Source organism: Taklimakanibacter albus (assembly GCF_016595235.1).
Classification (GTDB): domain Bacteria; phylum Pseudomonadota; class Alphaproteobacteria; order Rhizobiales; family Aestuariivirgaceae; genus Taklimakanibacter; species Taklimakanibacter albus.
This window is the reverse complement of sequence record NZ_JAENHL010000008.1, coordinates 2,068,747-2,086,411: the sequence shown is the minus strand read 5'-3', so window position 1 is coordinate 2,086,411 and position 17,665 is coordinate 2,068,747. Positions and strand designations below refer to the sequence as shown.

Annotated in this window: 18 protein-coding genes and 1 pseudogene; 15 read left to right on the top strand and 4 right to left on the bottom strand. The window is 63.2% G+C overall.

Features of this window, described 5'->3' with window-relative positions:
- The first annotated feature begins 236 nt into the window (after positions 1 to 236).
- Positions 237 to 731 (top strand): DUF5681 domain-containing protein, encoded by a 495-nt coding sequence (locus tag JHL16_RS32930; RefSeq protein ID WP_200189065.1) that lies wholly within the window; start codon positions 237 to 239, stop codon positions 729 to 731.
- A 215-nt stretch (positions 732 to 946) separates the two neighbouring features.
- Entirely contained in the window at positions 947 to 1,834 is an 888-nt protein-coding gene (locus JHL16_RS32925; protein WP_200189064.1) for an SMP-30/gluconolactonase/LRE family protein, read from the top strand.
- Between the two features lie 173 nt (positions 1,835 to 2,007).
- Here JHL16_RS32925 and JHL16_RS32920 read toward each other — a convergent pair whose 3' ends face one another.
- The 3 genes from JHL16_RS32920 to JHL16_RS32910 form a co-directional block, all read right to left on the bottom strand.
- On the bottom strand, positions 2,008 to 2,703 hold the full coding sequence (locus tag JHL16_RS32920) for a gamma-glutamylcyclotransferase (RefSeq protein ID WP_200189063.1): 696 nt from the start codon (positions 2,701 to 2,703) through the stop codon (positions 2,008 to 2,010).
- 29 nt (positions 2,704 to 2,732) lie between these two features.
- Positions 2,733 to 2,936, bottom strand: coding sequence for a hypothetical protein (locus JHL16_RS32915; protein WP_200189062.1), 204 nt, complete (start codon positions 2,934 to 2,936; stop codon positions 2,733 to 2,735).
- Between the two features lie 291 nt (positions 2,937 to 3,227).
- Positions 3,228 to 3,497 (bottom strand): hypothetical protein, encoded by a 270-nt coding sequence (locus JHL16_RS32910; RefSeq protein ID WP_200189061.1) that lies wholly within the window; start codon positions 3,495 to 3,497, stop codon positions 3,228 to 3,230.
- 360 nt (positions 3,498 to 3,857) lie between these two features.
- On the opposite strand from JHL16_RS32910, the gene JHL16_RS32905 reads away from it, so the two are divergent.
- From JHL16_RS32905 to dhaK, 11 genes are all read left to right on the top strand, one after another.
- Positions 3,858 to 5,189, top strand: coding sequence for an ABC transporter substrate-binding protein (locus JHL16_RS32905; RefSeq protein WP_200189060.1), 1,332 nt, complete (start codon positions 3,858 to 3,860; stop codon positions 5,187 to 5,189).
- A gap of 149 nt (positions 5,190 to 5,338) precedes the next feature.
- Positions 5,339 to 6,286, top strand: a complete 948-nt coding sequence (locus JHL16_RS32900) for a carbohydrate ABC transporter permease (protein ID WP_246771238.1) — start codon at positions 5,339 to 5,341, stop codon at positions 6,284 to 6,286.
- Positions 6,283 to 7,239, top strand: coding sequence for a carbohydrate ABC transporter permease (locus JHL16_RS32895; protein WP_200189058.1), 957 nt, complete (start codon positions 6,283 to 6,285; stop codon positions 7,237 to 7,239). The genes JHL16_RS32900 and JHL16_RS32895 overlap by 4 nt, the downstream gene beginning before the upstream one ends.
- Positions 7,236 to 7,424: a hypothetical protein gene (locus tag JHL16_RS32890; RefSeq protein WP_137860045.1), complete on the top strand. Its 189-nt coding sequence runs from the start codon at positions 7,236 to 7,238 to the stop codon at positions 7,422 to 7,424. The genes JHL16_RS32895 and JHL16_RS32890 overlap by 4 nt, the downstream gene beginning before the upstream one ends.
- A gap of 196 nt (positions 7,425 to 7,620) precedes the next feature.
- Positions 7,621 to 8,718 (top strand): ABC transporter ATP-binding protein, encoded by a 1,098-nt coding sequence (locus JHL16_RS32885; protein ID WP_200189057.1) that lies wholly within the window; start codon positions 7,621 to 7,623, stop codon positions 8,716 to 8,718.
- Complete coding sequence (locus JHL16_RS32880) at positions 8,711 to 9,724, top strand: ABC transporter ATP-binding protein (RefSeq protein ID WP_200189056.1); 1,014 nt, start codon at positions 8,711 to 8,713, stop codon at positions 9,722 to 9,724. The genes JHL16_RS32885 and JHL16_RS32880 overlap by 8 nt, the downstream gene beginning before the upstream one ends.
- The gene (dhaL, locus tag JHL16_RS32875; RefSeq protein ID WP_200189055.1) at positions 9,725 to 10,327 is read left to right on the top strand and encodes a dihydroxyacetone kinase subunit DhaL; all 603 of its coding nucleotides are present in this window, start codon (positions 9,725 to 9,727) and stop codon (positions 10,325 to 10,327) included.
- Positions 10,328 to 10,390: 63 nt separating this feature from the next.
- The gene (gene dhaM / locus JHL16_RS32870) at positions 10,391 to 10,783 is read left to right on the top strand and encodes a dihydroxyacetone kinase phosphoryl donor subunit DhaM (RefSeq protein ID WP_200189054.1); all 393 of its coding nucleotides are present in this window, start codon (positions 10,391 to 10,393) and stop codon (positions 10,781 to 10,783) included.
- Positions 10,780 to 11,082, top strand: coding sequence for an HPr family phosphocarrier protein (locus JHL16_RS32865; RefSeq protein WP_200189053.1), 303 nt, complete (start codon positions 10,780 to 10,782; stop codon positions 11,080 to 11,082). Before dhaM ends, JHL16_RS32865 begins: the two co-directional genes overlap by 4 nt.
- Complete coding sequence (gene ptsP / locus JHL16_RS32860) at positions 11,066 to 12,664, top strand: phosphoenolpyruvate--protein phosphotransferase (RefSeq protein WP_200189052.1); 1,599 nt, start codon at positions 11,066 to 11,068, stop codon at positions 12,662 to 12,664. Before JHL16_RS32865 ends, ptsP begins: the two co-directional genes overlap by 17 nt.
- Positions 12,665 to 12,676: 12 nt before the next feature.
- Positions 12,677 to 13,666 (top strand): dihydroxyacetone kinase subunit DhaK, encoded by a 990-nt coding sequence (gene dhaK, locus JHL16_RS32855; RefSeq protein WP_200189051.1) that lies wholly within the window; start codon positions 12,677 to 12,679, stop codon positions 13,664 to 13,666.
- 147 nt (positions 13,667 to 13,813) lie between these two features.
- Here dhaK and JHL16_RS32850 read toward each other — a convergent pair whose 3' ends face one another.
- A complete protein-coding gene (locus JHL16_RS32850; protein ID WP_200189050.1) occupies positions 13,814 to 14,551 on the bottom strand; it encodes an FCD domain-containing protein in 738 nt (245 codons plus the stop codon).
- 212 nt (positions 14,552 to 14,763) lie between these two features.
- Between JHL16_RS32850 and JHL16_RS32845 the strand changes: the two are divergent.
- A pseudogene (locus tag JHL16_RS32845) lies at positions 14,764 to 16,365 on the top strand (sugar ABC transporter ATP-binding protein).
- Positions 16,362 to 17,657 (top strand): ABC transporter permease, encoded by a 1,296-nt coding sequence (locus tag JHL16_RS32840; protein ID WP_200189049.1) that lies wholly within the window; start codon positions 16,362 to 16,364, stop codon positions 17,655 to 17,657. The pseudogene JHL16_RS32845 and the gene JHL16_RS32840 overlap by 4 nt, the downstream one beginning before the upstream one ends.
- The last annotated feature ends 8 nt before the right edge of the window (positions 17,658 to 17,665 follow it).

Sequence of the window (17,665 nt, the reverse complement as noted above, 5' to 3'; positions counted from 1 at the left end):
ATACAGGGATTTGCAGGGAAATACAGGGAATTTTCGAGAAAATCCGTGCGACGGCCAATGAGATCAAGGGCTTGACCGCCTCCCCTCCGGTCGAGCAGGGAAATCTCCTGCCACTCGGAGCCGTGCCCCATCTCCCGCCCTCATTCTGATCATTGCGCATCGGCGCCTCCATTTGACTCCGTGAACATAAGTGGATGAGGACAGCCCACGAATGGAAGCAGAAACGGGAGTGCCCAATGACCGACAATGCAAGGGGACCCGAAGGCGGCGAGGCCCGGGTGGGTTATGGCCGCCCCCCGAAATCCGGACAGTTTCGCAAAGGCGTGTCCGGTAACCCTAAGGGAAAGCCCAAAGGCGCGAAGAATCGGCCGCGCGCCGAAAGCGAGCAGCTGCGCGCACTGATCCGCCGCGAAGCCTATCGACCCGTCAAGGTGCGTATCGACGGGACGGAGCTCACCATGCCGCTGGCCCAGGCCGCGCTCAGATCGCTCGGCACGGCGGCACTGTCAGGCGAGACCCGCGCTCTGGCCATATTCCTCAAGATATTGAGCGCCGGCGCTGCCGAGGAGGACGCGGTGATGGAGGAAATACTCGAAGAGGCGCGTGAGACTGAGAAGCCGGTAATCCGGGTGAGGATCGTTGATGCGGTCGATGGCCGCGCCGTGCCGACAGATGAGGTGCTCTATCCTTATGGCGGCGGGCCTGCTCAGAGGGATCGTCAAGACAAGTAGACGACGGCAGTGCGGGAGAATGGTCGTGCGCTAGAGTTCTCGGCCGTGCACCACGCTGCGGATTCCCCGATTGTTATCCTGCATGAGATCTTCGCGGAGGAAGGGCTCCCTTTCATACGGCGGGTCGTAGCTTGGAGTTCCCGGTAGACTGCCAATTCCCTTGAAGACTGCGCTGATCTTATCTAGTCAGCGAAACAATGAGCAGATTAGAATCTATGAACTTCAAATCCGTCCTCGCTAAAAAGCGTTTCGAGCTTGGCGAAGGTCCATTTTATGACGCGGCGGCTCGCGCCCTCTATTGGGTCGATATCATTGCCGGCGAGGCCTGGTCACTGAGCCTCGCCTCCGGCTCTACACGGACATGGAGCTTCGACCAACCGGTATCCGCCGTCGTGCCGCGCCAGAACGATGGACTCTTGGTGGCGCTCGCCGATGGCCTCGCCTTTCTCGATCCCGAAACCGGCGGACACACGGCGTTCGTTGCGCCGGAAGGCAAAGGCAGCGGCAACCGCTCGAACGAGGCGCGTGTCGATCCGCAAGGCCGCTTCTGGCTCGGCACCATGCAGAACAATATCGGGCCTGCCGGCGAGGACCTGCCGATTACGCACTCGCAAGGGGCGCTTTATCGGGTGACGCCCGATGGCGCGGTCACGCGCATGGAGAAGAATATCGGCATCTCCAACACGCTCTGCTGGGACGAGGCGCGGGGGCGGCTGTATTTTGCCGATACGCGGGCCGGGGTGATTTATGTCTATGACTGGAATGGCGCCACGGGTGAGATTGCCAACCGGCGCGTCTTTGCCAGCCCCCATGAGCGCGGTTTTCCCGACGGCTCGGCGCTCGACGTTGAAGGTTGTCTGTGGAATGCGCGCTGGGGCGGCTCTTGCATTATCCGCTACGCGCCCGATGGCCGGATCGACCGCATCATCGATGTGCCGGTGCAGCAGCCGACCTCCTGTGTGTTTGCCGGCGACGATCTGAAAACGCTTTATGTCACCTCGGCGCGAGCCGGGCTTGGCGAGGCGGCGAATGATTTCGATGGTGCCTTGTTGCGTGCCTCTGTCGATGTCGCGGGCCAGGCTTGCACGGCCTTCGCGGGGTAGCTGGCAGGGGCGGGGCGTCAAGGAAGAGCCCTCATCCGGCCTCTCGCCTTCGCGAAGCCGAGGCTTCGCTTCGGCGGAGCAAGGTCGGCCACCTTCTCCCATTGCTTTGCAACGGGCGAAGGGAAATGTGGAGGGACCCGCAACATTAAATCTTATACGTAATCATTCTGCTGTCAGGCAGTGGCCGCGCGGCTGTCTCTCATCCGCATGATCTCCTGCGCCACCAGATGCTGCAGCGTCCACAGATTGCGGTCATGGATGCCGAGCGCCTCGAGCTTGGTGACGGTCTGGTAGAGATAATCGGCGGTCGAGCCCGCATGGCCGCAGGCGCGCGCGAGATTCTTCGCGACTTCGGGCAACGGCCATTTGCCGACATAGGTGTCGAGACGGTCGGGACGCGCATAGAAGGCGAGGGCGCGAAGGGGACCTTCCGTGGTCCTCGCGCTGACCCACCTGACACTCGCCATGGCCTCGTGGCTGCCGAGCTCGCGCTGCAGGAGCTGGTCGAGCTCGCGTGCCTCGCCGCCCTCGGTCAGGCGATAGGCGACACCTTCACAGGCACCACCGCGATCGAGGCACATCATGAGACCGGGCTGCTCGGGTGATCCACGCCAGCGCGTCAGGCTCATGCAGAAGGAGCGGTGCCATCCATGTACCGTGGCGCGCCGCTGCTCGGCATAATGCGCTTCGGGATTCCAGATCAACGATCCATAGGCGAAGATCCACACGGGTCCGGCAGGCCGGCCGGCCAGCAAAGCGGCGGCGGCCCGGCGATAATCATCATCGTCGAAATAATCGTATTTGGCCTCCGGGCCACGATCGGCCTCCGGCCGCGCGCATAACGCAACCAGCTCGGCGGTAAGCGTCATGGTGCGCCTTCTGCCGTTCACGGTGAAGGCTACACTCTCTGGCGCAGCTGATTGAGCTCGATGCGGATATGGAAGATCCGCTCACTATCGGGCCCGGCATCCACCAGCGCCGCCAGCTCATCGAGGCTCTCGATATAATCGACATGCTGGCGCGGGTCGTCCTGATACTGCCGGAACACCACCCATTTGCGCAAAGTCGGTGCAACCGCCCCCGCTCTTTTGATACTCGACATAGCCGTCTTCCCCGCTTGGCTCTGGCGTCGGTAGCAAACTTCGTCCTGCGCCCGAGGCTGCAATCCCAGGTAGAGAAGCCGGCGTCCCTGATCTTTGCTGGATGCAATTTACCCACGAAATTTGTGTTAATTGCACAACGCGGAACAATAGGCAATCAAAAGTGACGCATCGGCAGGTTGCCTCGCCCGAACCCAGGTCCCCCTGATTTCAAACTAAAGTATCCGCATTTCATCCCCGCTCGGCAACCGGCGTGTTTTTATTCGGTTTTTCTTGGTAAATATCCACAGCCCTCATTCCCGCCAGAGGAAACCGGTGCGCGGATCGACGCGGAATATGTAAGTGCGGCCCTTCCTCATCGCGTAGAAGGAATAGACCGGGGTGACGCAGCTCTTGATCCTGACGGGGGAGTAGCCCTTTTCGCGCACCTTGTGGCGGGCCGTATTGCAGGAGAGCCGCCAATTGTCCTTCACGCGATATTTGACCTTGGCATCGGCGTCTGTGCTGGTCCCGCCGAAGGCGAGAAGAGCGGCTATGGCGGCGAGGGCGACGGCTGTTTTCATGGGTATGAACTCCGGGCGGCTGAAGGTTCACCCCTATATACGCGGGAAAACCGGATCGCGTTCCCGCCTCGCCGCATTTCCGGCGAAGCGACAGGGCCGGCAAGAGGCGACGGCTTCCAGTTTAGCGCAGCGGCCCGTTTGCTAAACAAATACTAAACAATAAATTCAGTATCTTCCCGCTCTGCAACAGATATGTCTTCGCATATGCACTGTTACCCGCTTGCATTGTTTAGTAATTGGAATATCAATAAACAAAATAACTAAACAAGAATTCGGCCGTGTGCCTCTGCGGGTCACGGCCGGAGCGCATGACGGGTCGCCATCCGGCGCCCGGATGCGGATGAAAACGGGAGAAACCTCATGAAGACATTGCTGAAGCCTGCAGCGGCGCTGGGTCTCGCCGCTTTTGTCGCCGCCGTCGGCCAGTCGAAGGCCGAAGCCGCGGATCTGACCTTGTGCTGGGCCGCCTGGGACCCGGCCAACGCGCTTGTCGAACTCTCCAAGGATTTCGAGAAGCAATCCGGCATCACCATGAAATTCGAATTCGTGCCCTGGCCGAATTTCGCCGACCGCATGCTCAACGAGATGAATTCGGGCGGCAAGCTCTGCGACCTGCTGATCGGCGACTCGCAATGGATCGGCGGCGCCGCCGAGAACGGCAATTACGTGAAGCTCAATGATTTCTTCGACAAGGAAGGAATCAAGATGTCGGACTTCGCGCCGGCGACCGTCTATGCCTATTCGACCTGGCCCAAGGGCACGCCGAATTACTGGGCGCTGCCGGCGATGGGCGACGCCAATGGCTGGTTCTACCGCAAGGACTGGTTCGCGAGGCCCGAGCTTCAGGCCGAGTTCAAGGCGAAATACAACCGCGATCTCAGCGTCCCCAAAACCTGGGACGAGCTCAAGCAAGTGGCGGAATTCTTCCAGGGCCGCGACATCGACGGCAAGAAGGTCTATGGCGCGGCGATCTTCACCGAGCGGGCGTCGGAAGGCATCACCATGGGCGCCACCTCGGCGCTCTATTCCTTCGGTTTCAAATATGAGACGGAGCCCGGCTCCTACCGCATGGAAGGCGCCGTCAACTCGGATGACGCGGTCAAGGGTCTCGAATTCTACAAGTCGCTCTACAAATGCTGCACGCCGCCCGGCTACACCGACAGCTATATGGGCGAGGGCCTCGACGCGTTCAAATCGGGCCAGGTCGCCATGATGATGAACTGGTTCGCTTTCATGCCGGGCATGTACAAGGACGAGAAGGTCGGCGGCGAGCATGTCGGCTTCTTCGTCAATCCGGCCCAGAAGGTCGCCGCCTCGACGCTCGGCGGCCAGGGCATCTCGGTCGTCGCCAATACCGACAACATGGACGGCGCGCTCGCTTACATCAAATGGTTTGCGCAGCCCGATGTGCAGAAGAAGTGGTGGTCGCTCGGCGGCTATTCCTGCCTGAACGCGGTGCTGAACGACCCGTCCTTCAAGGACTCGCAGCCCTTCGCCGGCCAGTTCCTCGAAGCGATGGCGGGGGTTCAGGACTTCTGGCAGGAGCCCGCTTATGCCTCGCTCCTCCAGGCCATGCAGAAACGCCTGCATGACTATGTCGTCGCCGACCAGGGCACCGCCAAGGAGGCGCTCGACAAGCTGATCGTCGACTGGACCGAGACCTTCAAGGAAGAAGGCAAGATCAACAACTAGCAACAGTACGGCTGTCATCCCGGCGAAAGCCGGGACCCATTCAAGTGAAAGAACCGGGCGGCGCTCTTCAAGCTGCACCGGTTCAATGGGCCCCGGCTTTCGCCGGGGTGACGGTTGAGCGGGATTTCAACGAGCGTGCGGAAATGACCATGGCCAGCACCGAGGAAGGAACATTGCGGAGGATCACCGCACCCGCAAGGACGCGGCGCATCCGCGGTCTTTCCGACAAGGCGATCGCATGGGCTTTCATCGCGCCGACCATGGTCCTCCTGCTCGCCATCAACATCTTTCCGCTGATCTGGACGATCTATCTCTCCTTCACCAACTATCAGGCTAATCGCCCGAACCGGCCGATCACCTATGTCGGCACGAAATGGTATCGCGACATATTGGGCTCGCCCGATGTCTGGGCGGCGATGCAGGCGACGGCGCATTTCGTCTTCTGGACCATCCTGCTGCAGACGCTGATAGGCTTCGGCCTCGCTTATCTCATCGACCGCAAATTCCGCGGCCACGCCTTCTGGACGACCATCATCCTCGTTCCGATGATGCTGTCGCCGGCGGTGGTCGGCAATTTCTGGAAGTTCCTCTATCAGCCGCAGATCGGGCTCTTCAACAGCATCGTCTCCTTCTTCACCGGCATCGAGCCTTCTTCCTTTGAAATGCTGGGCTCGGTCAACCTGTCGCCCTGGTCGATCATCATCGTCGATACCTGGATGTGGACGCCTTATGTGATGCTGATCTGCCTCGCCGGGCTTCGCTCCATTCCCGATTACATCTATGAGGCGGCCGAGGTCGATCGCGCCTCGCTCTGGCGGCAATTCTGGTCGATCACGCTGCCCATGGCGCTGCCTTTCATCATGCTCGCGGTTCTGTTCCGCGGCATCGAAAACTTCAAGATGTTCGACATGGTCAATCTCCTGACCGGCGGTGGTCCGGGCTCGACCACCGAGGTCGCCTCGATCACGCTCAAGCGCGAGGCCTTCGAGAAATGGCGGACCGGCTATTCCTCGGCCTTCGCCATCATTCTTTTCGTCGCCGTCTTCGGCCTCGCCAATATCTATGTGAAGGCGCTCAACCGGGTGAAGCAGAGATGAGCCAGGCCTTGACCACCGCACACTCTGTCGTCGCGCCTTCGCCCTTGTCGAAGCGGATCGCCGGCGCCATCGTGATCCTCTATGCGCTCGTCTCGATGATCCCGCTCGCCTGGATCCTGATGACCGGCTTCAAGACGCCGCCCGATTCGATCGCCTACCCACCCAAGATCGTCTTCGCGCCATCGCTCGAAGGCTACTGCAATCTCTTCACCACCCGCACGCGGCAGACCCAAGAGTATATCCAGTCGCTGGGCCCGCCGCAGACGATCTGTGACGAGATCACCCGCAAGCGCGACATGGTGATCGCGGGGCCCTCCAACTATGTGCCACGCTTCTGGAACTCGCTCGTCATCGCCTTCGGCTCGACCTTCTTTGCCGTCTCGCTCGGCGTGCTGTCGGCCTATGCCTTCTCGCGCTTCCGCATCCCGCTTGCCGACGATCTCCTGTTCTTCATCCTGTCGACCCGTATGATGCCGCCGATCGCGGTCGCCATTCCCATCTATCTCATGTACCGCAAGCTCGGCCTCTCCGACACCGCGCTCGGCATGATCCTGCTCTATACCGCGGTCAACGTCTCGCTCGCCGTCTGGCTGCTCAAAGGCTTCATCGACGAGATTCCCCGCGAATATGAGGAGGCGGCGATGATCGACGGCTATACGCGGCTGCATGCCTTCTTCAAGGTCGTGCTGCCGCAGGCCGCGACCGGCATCGCCGCCACCGCGATCTTCTGCCTGATCTTCGCCTGGAACGAATATGCCTTCGCGGTGCTGCTCACCTCCGGCGAGGCGCAGACCGCGCCGCCCTTCATCCCGACCATCATCGGCGAGGGCGGCATGGACTGGCCGGCGGTCGGCGCCGGCACCACATTGTTCCTGGTGCCGCTGCTCGTCTTCACCGTGCTGCTGCGCAAGCATCTCCTGCGCGGCATCACCTTCGGCGCGGTGCGCAAATGAGCGATCTTCTGAACCGTTTCATGCGCTTTCGCCGCGGCCCCTGGGAAAATCTCGCGACCCTCGTCATCGCGGCGGGCGTGCTGATGCTGATGCAGCCTCTGTCGCTGACGCTCTACACCTGGTCCTTCGCCACCATGCTCGCGGGGACCGTCATGTTCGTCATCGTGTCGAAATTTCCGGAATAGGCCGATGGCGAAGCTCTCACATGGAATCATCAGTTATCCTCACCCTCCCCACCTCGTCATGGCCGGGCTTGACCCGGCCATCCAGCCCCTCCGCGCAATGGCTGAGTGGCGGCTGGACTGGATGGCCGCCTCAAGGGCGGCCATGACGAATAGGAGAAGGGGCCGGCCATGACGGGAACGGACAGAGAGCAAGCTGATGGCTGAGATCCGCGTCGAAAACCTGCATAAATCCTTCGGCGACTTCACCGCCGTCAAAGGCGAAAGCTTCACCATCGCGGACGGCTCTTTCTTCTGCCTGCTCGGGCCGTCGGGCTGCGGCAAGACGACGACCTTGCGGATGATCGCCGGCCTCGAACTGCCAACCTCGGGGCGCATCCTGCTCGGCGGCGAGGATGTCGCCTTCAAGCGCGCCTCCGAGCGCGACATCGCTTTCGTGTTCCAGCTCTTCGCGCTTTATCCGCATATGAATGTGCGCCGCAATATCGGCTTCCCGCTTGTCTGCCAAAGCGTGCCGGCGCGCGAAATCAAGGCGCGCGTCGAGGAGACGGCGAGGCTGCTGCGTATCGACCATCTCCTCGACAAGCCGGTGTCGGGCCTCGCCGGCGGCGACCGCCAGCGCGTGGCGCTGGGCCGCGCCATCGTGCGCCGGCCGCTCGCTTTCCTGATGGACGAGCCGCTCGGCACCCTCGACACGGAATTCCGCGACCTGATGTGCGCGGAGCTGCGCCATCTGCATGAGCGCATCAAGGCCACCACCGTCTATGTGACGCATGATCAGCTCGAGGCCATGTCGATGGCTGACCGGATCGCCATCATGAACAATGGCCGGGTCGAGCAGTTGGGCTCGCCGCAGGAGATCTATGACCGACCGGCCACCCTGTTCGTCGCCGATTTCGTCGGCTCGCCGGCGATGAACCTGATTCCGCTGACGGGGCGTCTCGGCAAAGGTGCGGCACGGCTCGAGGTCGCGGGCTCAGGCATCGCCATCCCCGAGATGCGCGAGGATGCGCCGGGGGAGGAGCTGGTGCTGGGCGCACGGCCCGAGCATATCCGCTTCGATGATGCGTCCGACTATCGCGGCGAGGTCTTCGGCACCGAATATCTCGGCACCATGCAGATCGTGACGGTGAAGGTCGCGCAGGGACGGGTGAAGGTGAAAGTGCCGGCGAGCCTGCGCGTCGAGAGCGGTGAGCAGGTGGGCCTCGCTTTCCTGAGCGACCGGCTGTCGCTGTTCGACAAAAGCTCAGGCCGCGCGCTCAGATCGGCCCTGCATGACGGAGCGGCCCATGGCTGATATCGCGCTGCGCACTGTCACCAAACACTTCCGGTCCGTGACGGCGATCGATGGCCTGACGCTCGACATCGCCGACGGCGAGCTCACCGTGCTCGTCGGACCCACCGGGGCAGGCAAGACGACGGCCTTGCGTATCGTCGCTGGTCTCGAAAAGCCCGATCAGGGCGAGGTATGGATCGACGGCCACAATGCCGCGGATCTCGAGCCCGCGGCGCGCGACGTCACCTTCGTTTTCCAGCAATATTCGCTCTATCCGCACTTAAGCGTCTTCGACAATCTGGCCTTTCCGTTGCGCAGCCCGGCGCGGCGGGTTTCCGAGCCCGAGATCCGCAAGCGCGTTGAGGAGGTGGCGTCGCTCTTGCGCATCGCCCACAAGCTCGCCAACAAATCGACGCAGCTGTCGGGCGGCGAGATGCAGCGCGTCGCCATCGGCCGGGCGCTGGTGCGCAAGCCCTCGGTCTATCTGATGGACGAGCCGCTCTCCTCGCTCGATGCGAAATTGCGCGGCGACCTCAGGGTTGAGCTCAAACGCATCCAGCAGGATCTGGGCGCCACCATTCTTTATGTGACGCATGACCAGATCGAGGCCATGACCATGGCCAACCGGATCGGCGTGATCGACAAGGGCCGGCTCATCCAGGTGGGCTCGCCGCGCCAGATCTATGAGGATCCGGTGACGCTTTATGTCGCCCAGCGTTTCGGCCAGCCGCAGATCAATGTGCTGCCGGCGGGGCTCCTCCCCAATGGCGCATTGCCTGTGGGGGCGGTGACGGTCGGGGCCCGCACCGAGCATCTGGATCTGCGCAAGGACGGAGGTGGCGAGGCCGTGGTCGAATGGGTAGAACATCTGGGTGACCAGAATCATCTGCATGTGCGGCTCGGCGCCCATCGGATCACCACCTTGACGCCGCCCGATACGCCGTTCAAATCCGGTGACCGGGTTGCGGTCGGCCTGACGAAGCCGCTTTATTTCGATGCCCAGGGCTTGCGAGTGAGGAGTGCCTGAATGAAGCCGGATCTTGGCCGATTGCTGGAGGGGGTGGCGGCGCGCATCATCGCCCAGGCGGAAGAACTGACCGCGCTCGATTCGGCCATTGGCGATGCCGATCACGGGCTCAATATGAAACGCGGCTTCGAGGCGGTGCTGGCCGACAAGGCGAATATTCTTGCCAAGCCGCTGCCGGAAGCGCTGAAGGCCATCGGCATGACGCTGGTCATGAAAGTGGGCGGCGCCTCGGGCCCGCTCTATGGCACCTTGTTTCTGACGCTCGGCAAGGAGTTGCCGGAAGATCCGACGCTGGCCGATCTGGCGCGGGCGCTCACCGCCGCGGTCGAGGCGATCAAGGCGCGCGGCAAGGCCGATTTCGACAACAAGACGATGCTCGACGTGCTGGGCCCCGTTGCCCGGCATCTGGGCGACGGCACCGCCACCTTCGCCAGCGTGCGCGCCCTTGCCCATCAGCGGGCGGAAGCGACCGTGCCGATGAAAGCCATCAAAGGCCGGGCGTCTTTCCTCGGCGAGCGCTCCATCGGCCATATGGATCCGGGCGCCCGTTCGAGTGAGTTGATGATCACCACGCTATGTGATGAACTTGAGGCCTGCGCGTGATCAGGAAAAGTGGATGCCGGTTTTCCGTCTGATCACGCGCCAAATTTGGATGAGGGATGAAGCATGAAAGATAAAGTCGGCATCGTCATCGTTTCGCATTCGATCGATGTGGCGCGCGGCACCGCCGACATGGTACGCCAGATGGTGGGCGATACCGTGCCGCTGGCCTATTGCGGCGGCAATCCCGAAGGCGGCCTCGGCACCGATGTCGCCAAGATCCTGAAGGCGATCGATGAGGCCTGGTCGGACAAGGGCGTCGCCATTCTGGTCGATCTGGGCGGCGCCGAAACCAACAGCGAAATGGCGGTCGAATTGCTCGATGCCGGTCGGCAAGGCAAGGTGGTGATCTGCAATGCGCCGATCGTCGAAGGCGCCGTGATGGCGGCGACCGAGGCTTCGGGCGGCGGCTCGCTCGAGGATGTCCGCCGCACCGCCGAGGAGCTGTCGCCGCAATGACCGACTGGACATCGTCATCCGTCGTGATCCGCCACAAGGTCGGGCTGCATGCCAGGCCCTCGGTCAAGCTCACCCAGCTCGCCAAGACTTTCGCCGCCACCGTGCAGATCGCCGGCACGCCGGAAGGACCGTGGATCGACGCCAAGAGCATCGTCAAGGTCATGGCCATGAAGGCGAAGCAGGATTCGACGCTTTACCTGCGCGCGAGCGGTGGCGATGCGGCCGCCGCCGTCACGGCGCTGGCCGGCCTGGTCGAGCGCGACTTCGACGAGGACAGGGCGCATGCGGCATCCGGTTGAGCTCAAAGGCAGGCCGGCTTCGGACGGTATTTTCGCCGGGCCGGTGTTTTTCCTGAGCACCGCCGACGCCGTGCGCCAAGCGTCGGGTGATCCGGCCATCGAGCGCCGGGACTTCGACGCCGCGGTCGCTGCCGCCATTGCCGGCCTCGGTGCGCTGGTCGCCATTGCCGAAGGCGAGGGTGCCGAGATGCTGGCCTTCCAGATCGCCCTTCTCGAAGACGATGCGTTGCTGGCGCCGGCGCGCGATCTGATCGGGCAGGGAAAGCCCGCCGACATTGCCTGGCGCAAGACTGTCGATGCCGAGATCGTCGGTTATGAAATGTCGGATGACGACTATTTCCGCGCCCGCGCCACCGACCTGAAAGACATGCGCGACCGTGTGCTGCGCCAGTTGAGCGGCACAGGCGGCCTCGGATCGCAAGCCGGCGCCATCCTGATCGGCGACGATGTTCCACCCTCGCTTTTTCTCGAGGCCGACTGGTCGAAGGGCGGCGCCATCGCTTTGCGCCAGGGCAGTCCCTCGAGCCATGTCGCGATATTGGCGCGCGCCCGCGGCGTGCCGATGGTCGTCGGCCTCGGCGACATCATCCGCGACGGCCATTCCGAAGCGGCGATCGACGGCGCGGCGGGCCTTCTCGTCCTGAGCCCGGACGCGCCGCAGAAGCGGCTCTGGTCGGCGAAGGCCGACGCGCTCAGCGCCCGGCGCGACCGCGAGGCGCCCTTTCTCGATCGGCCGGCGCGCCTCGGAGACGGCAGCCGGATCGAGCTTCTGATCAATGTCGCCGAGCCGGAAGAGCTTGCGGTTCTCGATCCCGGCCATTGCGACGGCATCGGCCTGATGCGCTCGGAATTCCTGTTTCGTGACGGCCGGCCTCTGCCGGACGAGGAGACGCAATATCGCGCTTATCGCCGCCTCCTCGACTGGGCGGGCGACAAGCCGGTCACCATCCGCACTCTCGATATCGGCGGCGACAAGCCGGTCAAAGGCCTGACGCCGGAAGGCGAGCGTAATCCGTTTCTGGGACTGCGCGGCGTGCGTCTGACGCTTCAGCGCAAGGACGTGTTCACGGCGCAATTGCGCGCGCTGGCGCGGGCCGCCACGCATGGCAATCTCAAGATCATGGTGCCGATGATCACGCTCTCAGCTGAGCTCGACGAAACGGCGGTGCTTCTCGATCAGGTCATGGCCGATCTGGCGCGCGACGGCGTCGCGGCGAAACGCCCGCCGCTCGGCATCATGGTGGAAGTGCCGGCGGTGGCGGTGGCGCCTGAGCTCCTCGCCAAGGCGGCATTCTTCTCGATCGGATCCAACGATCTCACCCAATATGTGATGGCGGCGGGCCGGGACGAGGCTTCCGTCGCTGCCTTGGGCGATCCGGCGCATCCGGCCGTGCTGCGCCTCATCGCCCATGTTGCAAATTATGGCCGCGAGCGGGGCATTTCCGTCAGCCTGTGCGGCGACATGGCAAGCGAGCCCAGGCATCTTGCGGCGCTCATCGCCGCGGGTTTACGAACGCTTTCCGTGTCGCCGGCCTCGATCGCGCGGGTGAAGGCGGCGCTGGCCGAGATCAAACCGATTTGAGGGGAAATGCCGATGAAGAAGCTCATCAACGATGTCGCGAATGTTTTGGCCGAAAGCCTCGACGGCTTCGCAGCAGCCCACGCCGATCTGGTGCAATTGGACGAGGAGCGCAAATTCATCCGCCGCAAGTCGCTGAAAGGCGGCAAGGTGGCGCTGATTTCAGGCGGCGGCTCCGGCCATGAGCCGCTGCATGGCGGCTTCGTCGGCCATGGCATGCTCGATGCGGCCTGTCCGGGCCAGGTCTTCACCTCGCCGACCCCCGACCAGATGATCGCCGCCGCCGAAGCGGTCGACCAGGGCGCAGGGGTTCTCTTCATCGTCAAGAACTATGAGGGCGACCTCATGAATTTCGAGATGGCGAAGGAGATGGCCGGCCGTGATATCGAAACCGTCATCACCAATGACGATGTCGCGGTGGAAGATTCACTCTATACGACGGGACGGCGTGGCGTCGCCGGCACGCTGGTGGTCGAGAAGATCGTCGGCGCCGCCGCGGAAACGGGCCAGGATCTTCAGACGCTGAAAAGCCTGGGCGAAAAGGTCAACAAGCGCTCACGCTCGATGGGGATCGCGCTGACCAGCTGCACCGTTCCCGCCGCCGGCAAACCGACTTTCTCGCTGGGCGACGATGAGATGGAAATGGGCGTCGGCATCCATGGCGAGCCGGGACGGCGGCGCGTGAAGCTGATGCCGGCCGACGCCATCGCCGAGGAGATGATCGTCGCCATCCTGGCCGATCTCGAGGCGGCGAAGAGCTCTCCCGTTCTGCTGTTCGTCAATGGCTTCGGCGGTACGCCGGCGATGGAGCTCTATCTCATGTATCACGCCGCGGCCGGCGCCCTGGCGCGGCGCGGCGTGAAGATCGCGCGCTCGCTGGTCGGCTCCTATGTGACCTCGCTCGACATGGCCGGCTGCTCGCTCACGGTGACGGCGCTCGATGAGGAGATGATATCCTTCTGGGACGCCCCGGTGCACACGCCGGGCCTGCGCTGGGGGATGTAGACACTCAATATTGTCATCCCGGCGAAAGCCGGGATCCATTGAATAGAAAGAACCGGCTGCCGTTCGCCGTGGTTGCGCTGGCCTATTGGATCCCGGCTTTCGCCGGGATGACGGGAGGAGGGCGCGTGCGAGATAGGATGAACGTACTTACCCCTTCCTGACCAGCTTCGGATTTTGTGCGGCGAAGCTGCGGAATTCCTGGTCCACGCGTTCGAGATGCTTGCGCATCGCGTCCTCGGCCTTGGCAACCGAGCGTGAGGCGATCGCCGCGGCGATGGCGCGATGCTCATCGAGCGTGCCCGCCATGCGGCCGCGCACCGGCAGCATCAGCAGGCGCACCCGGTCGAGATGGGCGCGGATCTCGTCCAGCACCATGTTGAATTTCCACAGGCCGCTCGCCTCGATGATGACGCGATGGAATTCGACATCGAGCTCGTAGAAGCGGGTGAGATCGGCGACGCCGCGCGCCGCTTCCTGATAAGCGAGATTGCGCGCCAGAAGCTGCCCGAGATCGGGTGGTGGATTCTTCGTCGTCTCGCACACGGCTTCGACTTCGAGCGCCCGACGGAGCCCCATGAATTGCAGGATGTCGTCGAAGACGATCGGCGCCACGAAGGAGCCGCGCTGCGGCTCGATGACCACCAGCTTCTCGTAACCGAGCCGGCTGATCGCGGCGGTCACGGGCGAAAGCGAGGCATGAAAGCGCCCGCGGATGTCGTTCTTGTCGATGGCGGCGCCCGGCGGCAGCGTGCCGGCGACGATGGCGGCCTTCAGCTCCACATAGATGCGCTCGCTCACCGAGGCGCTGGCGGAATCGCGGGCCGCAAGCTTCGGGGCAAGCTTCCGTCGCGCTCGTGCTGTCGTGCCGTCCACGTTCTCTCTCACCCAATCCCCAAGGTTCCGTATGCCATGCCGGCATCTTGACAGGCAAACCGTCCCTTGAGATACATCCTATATAACTAGAATATTAGTCAGATCAGACGGGAGGAACAAGTGGCGGAACCGGCCTCGGGTCCCGATCACGAACATTTCAGATCTCACCGGTCTGGAATGACGGAGGTGATCGGCTTCCTTCAGGACTTGCATGATCTTGTGGAATGCCGGTGTCCACGCTGCCCGCGCAAATACTGACCGCCGGCGCGGAAGCGGCCGACGGCCTCCTGCGCGTCCGGCGCATCGGCAAGAGTTTTGGTCCGGCACGCGTGCTCCAGGATGTGTCGCTCGACTTGAAGGCAGGCGAGATCCTCGCCGTCGTCGGCGAGAACGGCGCCGGCAAGTCGACGCTGATGAAGATCCTCGCCGGCATCCATGAGGAATATGACGGCGAGATCGCGCTGTCGGGCGCGCCCGTCCGTTTCACCGGCGTGCGCGACGCCGAGCGCCGCGGCATCGCCATCATCCATCAGGAGCTCAATCTCGTTCCGGGGCTCACCGTCGCGGAAAATATCTATCTCGGCCGCGAGCCGATGCGCTTCGGCCTGCTGGTCGACCGCAAGGCGCTTAGCGCCGCCGCCGGCAAGCTCCTGGTCGAGCTCGGCATCCGCATCGATCCCGCGGCGCAGCTCGGCCGGCTGCGCATCGGCGAGCAGCAGCTCGTCGAGATCGCCAAGGCGATTTCGGTCGGCGCCCGCATCCTGATCATGGATGAGCCGACATCGGCATTGTCGCCCGGCGAGACCGAGACGTTGTTCGCCATCGTCCGCCGCCTCGCCGCGGAAGGCGTGGCCGTCATTTATATCTCGCATCGCATGGACGAGATCATGGCGCTCGCCGATCAGGTCATGATCCTGCGCGACGGACGCCATGTCCTCACTGCTCCAATAGAGGATCTCACCCACGCGAGCATCATCACCGCCATGGTCGGCCGCGAGGTGACCTCGGCGCGCCAGCTCCATGAGATCAAAGCGGAAGAGCCTGTCCTGGCGGTGAAGGGCCTGTGGCTCGACGTCATGACGCGGCGCGGCGCCAAACGTGTCATCGACAATGTCAGCTTTGCCGTCAGGCCAGGCGAGATCTTCGGCATTGGCGGCTTGTTGGGCTCCGGCCGCACCGAGATTCTCGAGACGATCTTCGGCGCAGGCAGCGGACAGAGCGGTGGTGAGATCAGGCTCGCCGGCAAGCCGGTTGTCATCGCCTCGCCGCAGCGGGCGCGGGCCCTGGGTCTCGCTTTCGTGCCGGAAGACCGCTAGCTCAAGGGCCTCGTTCTCGCCGATACGATATCGGACAATATCGCTTTGCCGTCTTTCGCCGAGCTGTCACGTTTCGGCTTCAGACGCGTGACGCGCGAAGAACTGGCCGCCACGCGTCAGATCCGCAATCTCGCCATTGCCTGCCGCAGTCCGCGGCAGAAGAGCGCCACTTTGTCCGGCGGCAATCAGCAGAAGATCGTGCTCGGCAAATGGCTGGAGACGCGGCCGCGGGTGCTGCTGCTCGACGAGCCGACGCGCGGCATCGACGTCGGTGCCAAGCAGGAGATCCATGACCTCATTTTAGGGCTGGCGCGCGATGGTTTGGCCGTCATCGTGGTGAGCTCGGAGCTGCCGGAATTACTTCATCTGTCGGACCGCGTCCTGGTGATGAGCGAAGGGCGTCCGCAAGGCATTCTCAGCCGCGCGCAAGCGAGCGAGGAGGCGATCATGCGCCTCGCCGCGCGCGGCCATCGCGATGCGACCATGGCTCTGGAGGATCTGCCGTCATGACGTTGTGGCGCACTTTGTCGGCGACCAAGCTCTATTGGGGCCTCGTGCTGATCTTCGCCATCGGCGTGTTGTTCTCGCCCGAAACCTCGAGCGGCAAGAACATCTTTCTCTCTTACGGCAATCTCACCGACGTGCTGCGCCAGGTGTCGATCATCGGCCTTGCCGCCGTCGGCATGACCACCGTCATTCTCATCGCCGGCATCGATCTGTCGGTCGGCTCGCTGATGGCTTTCGCCTCCGTCGTCACCGGCATGCTGCTCACCCAGGAAGGCTGGACGCCGGCGGCCACCATGGCGGTGCCGGCGCTGGCTTTCGTGGCGTTCATGATCTTCGCCGGATTGACGCGCTTCGTTTTCACCAATCTGGCGCGCGGCGATGCGGCTGTCGGCCATCATGAAACCGTGACACTCGATCCCTTGCGCCGCATCTGGATCCCACTCGCCGCCGGCGCCATCGCGGCGATCCTCGCCGGGCTTTATGCCGCGAGCCAGGTCTCGACCAAATTCGGCGTCATCGCCGTGCTGCTCGTGGTGCCGGCATTGGGCCTTCTTCTCGGCGCGCTCAACGGCGTCATCATCGTGCGCGGGAAGCTTCAGCCCTTCATCGTGACGCTCGCAATGATGGTGGCGGCGCTCGGCATCGCGCGTCTCACCGCCGGCCAGAACAGCGCCGTGCTGCCGGTCTATCCGGGCTCCAACGCCACCGCCGACTTCAACAATCTGCGCTCCATGCTGTGGGGCGTGGCGCCGGTGCCGGGCCTTTTCTTCATCGCTGCGGCGATCATCTATGCCGCCCTTCTGCGTTTCACCGCCTTCGGCCGTTATGTCTATGCGATCGGTGGCAATGAGGAGGCGACGCGGCTGTCGGGCGTCAAGGTCGAGCGCGTCAAGATCGCCGTCTATGCTTTTTCCGGCATGCTCGCGTCGATCGCGGGCATCCTCTATGTGGCGCAATATCGCCAGGGCAAACCCGATGCCGGCTCGGGCCTCGAGCTCGATGCGATCGCCGCGGTGGTGATCGGCGGCACCAGCCTGATGGGCGGGCGCGGCAGCATCGCCGGCACCATCGTCGGCGTGCTCATTTTCGGGCTGCTCTCCAATATCCTGCAGCTCCACAACATCAATTCCAACCTCCAGCTCGTGCTCAAGGGTCTGATCATCGTGGTCACCGTGCTGGTGCAGGAACGCAATCTCGACGGGCTGTTCGGCCGCTGGTCTCTGAAGAGCCAGGACCGGAAGGCGCAAGCGGGGTCGGCTGCGGTGCAGCCGGACAATGGCAAGAAATCGTCATGACAGGAGGA

What these genes read in the sequence shown, in the direction of transcription:
- JHL16_RS32930 (WP_200189065.1), top strand. Translation starts at nt 237, where the DNA reads ATGACCGACAATGCAAGGGGACCCGAAGGCGGCGAGGCCCGGGTGGGT.
- JHL16_RS32925 (WP_200189064.1), top strand. Translation starts at nt 947, where the DNA reads ATGAACTTCAAATCCGTCCTCGCTAAAAAGCGTTTCGAGCTTGGCGAA.
- JHL16_RS32920 (WP_200189063.1), bottom strand. Translation starts at nt 2,703, where the DNA reads ATGACGCTTACCGCCGAGCTGGTTGCGTTATGCGCGCGGCCGGAGGCC.
- JHL16_RS32915 (WP_200189062.1), bottom strand. Translation starts at nt 2,936, where the DNA reads ATGTCGAGTATCAAAAGAGCGGGGGCGGTTGCACCGACTTTGCGCAAA.
- JHL16_RS32910 (WP_200189061.1), bottom strand. Translation starts at nt 3,497, where the DNA reads ATGAAAACAGCCGTCGCCCTCGCCGCCATAGCCGCTCTTCTCGCCTTC.
- JHL16_RS32905 (WP_200189060.1), top strand. Translation starts at nt 3,858, where the DNA reads ATGAAGACATTGCTGAAGCCTGCAGCGGCGCTGGGTCTCGCCGCTTTT.
- JHL16_RS32900 (WP_246771238.1), top strand. Translation starts at nt 5,339, where the DNA reads ATGGCCAGCACCGAGGAAGGAACATTGCGGAGGATCACCGCACCCGCA.
- JHL16_RS32895 (WP_200189058.1), top strand. Translation starts at nt 6,283, where the DNA reads ATGAGCCAGGCCTTGACCACCGCACACTCTGTCGTCGCGCCTTCGCCC.
- JHL16_RS32890 (WP_137860045.1), top strand. Translation starts at nt 7,236, where the DNA reads ATGAGCGATCTTCTGAACCGTTTCATGCGCTTTCGCCGCGGCCCCTGG.
- JHL16_RS32885 (WP_200189057.1), top strand. Translation starts at nt 7,621, where the DNA reads ATGGCTGAGATCCGCGTCGAAAACCTGCATAAATCCTTCGGCGACTTC.
- JHL16_RS32880 (WP_200189056.1), top strand. Translation starts at nt 8,711, where the DNA reads ATGGCTGATATCGCGCTGCGCACTGTCACCAAACACTTCCGGTCCGTG.
- dhaL (WP_200189055.1), top strand. Translation starts at nt 9,725, where the DNA reads ATGAAGCCGGATCTTGGCCGATTGCTGGAGGGGGTGGCGGCGCGCATC.
- dhaM (WP_200189054.1), top strand. Translation starts at nt 10,391, where the DNA reads ATGAAAGATAAAGTCGGCATCGTCATCGTTTCGCATTCGATCGATGTG.
- JHL16_RS32865 (WP_200189053.1), top strand. Translation starts at nt 10,780, where the DNA reads ATGACCGACTGGACATCGTCATCCGTCGTGATCCGCCACAAGGTCGGG.
- ptsP (WP_200189052.1), top strand. Translation starts at nt 11,066, where the DNA reads ATGCGGCATCCGGTTGAGCTCAAAGGCAGGCCGGCTTCGGACGGTATT.
- dhaK (WP_200189051.1), top strand. Translation starts at nt 12,677, where the DNA reads ATGAAGAAGCTCATCAACGATGTCGCGAATGTTTTGGCCGAAAGCCTC.
- JHL16_RS32840 (WP_200189049.1), top strand. Translation starts at nt 16,362, where the DNA reads ATGACGTTGTGGCGCACTTTGTCGGCGACCAAGCTCTATTGGGGCCTC.